This is a genomic window from Bacillus sp. mrc49, assembly GCF_002803435.1.
The window spans coordinates 1-946 of record NZ_PHNG01000150.1 but is presented as its reverse complement, the minus strand read 5'-3'; the positions used below and the strand labels follow the sequence as shown (position 1 = coordinate 946).

The 946-nt window shown below is 37.6% G+C and carries 2 protein-coding genes; one reads left to right on the top strand and one right to left on the bottom strand.

Annotated features, from left to right (window positions below):
* Positions 1-585: DNA-directed RNA polymerase subunit delta (gene rpoE, locus CVN76_RS01035; protein WP_232732039.1), on the top strand; the 585-nt coding region annotated here is incomplete at its 5' end.
* A 157-nt stretch (positions 586-742) separates the two neighbouring features.
* Here the strand turns inward: rpoE and CVN76_RS31570 are convergent.
* Positions 743-946: hypothetical protein (locus CVN76_RS31570; RefSeq protein WP_232732038.1), on the bottom strand; the 204-nt coding region annotated here is incomplete at its 5' end.

Sequence of the window (946 nt, the reverse complement as noted above, 5' to 3'; positions counted from 1 at the left end):
AGTTTAAAACAATACTCAAAAGAGCAATTATTGGAAATGTCCTTAATAGAGATGGCATATGATTTGTTAGTGGAAAGAAATGAACCGATTCCATTCAAAGACCTAGTCAGTGAGTTAGCTTCGCTGCATCATTTATCCAAAGCTGAAGTGGCAAAAAAAATTGCCCAATTCTACACGGATTTAAATGTGGATGGCCGTTTCACTTCACTTGGTGACAACCGTTGGGGATTGAAAACATGGTACCCGGTTGATCAAATCGAAGAAGAAGTCGTCCATGTCGTTAAACCGAAAAAGAAAAAGAAAGCGAAAAAGGCTGCTGTCGTTATCGATGATTTCGATGAGCTTGATGATGAAGATCTTGATTTCGATGAAGATGTCGATGATCTGGACGAGGATGAGGATGACGACGATGATGATGATATCCTAGGTTCTCCAGTTATCGATGAAGTCCTTTTGGATGATGACGTGGAAGATGATGACGATTTGGAAGAAGAAATAATTGAAGACGATGCATTTGTCCTGGAAGACGATGAGGACGAAGATGAAGAGGAAGAAGAGCTAGATGAAGAGAACGAAAATAAATAATCGCCCTTGACTTTTTGAGGCGAAATTTGTAGAATCATTTTTGGGCTCCTTTAAAAAGGACACAATGATTAAATTATATCGCTCCCTTACTTTTTTTGTAAGCGGAGCGTTTTTGTTTTTAATGATGGAATGGATAAATGACATCATTTTTTTATTTTTAAAAATGATTTCTCGTAGAATTGTAAAAACTATGGAGAACATATTTATGTTTTACTGTCATTTGCGGAAGTTTAACCTTGTTCATGCATCGTGCATGACTCTCACTAAAGACCTTTAAGTGATTAATGGCATACCGCTTTACGTCTTTTGGCTTTTGACCGCTAATTTGGCGGTGTATTGGTGCAAGTTCCAGTTTACCTGT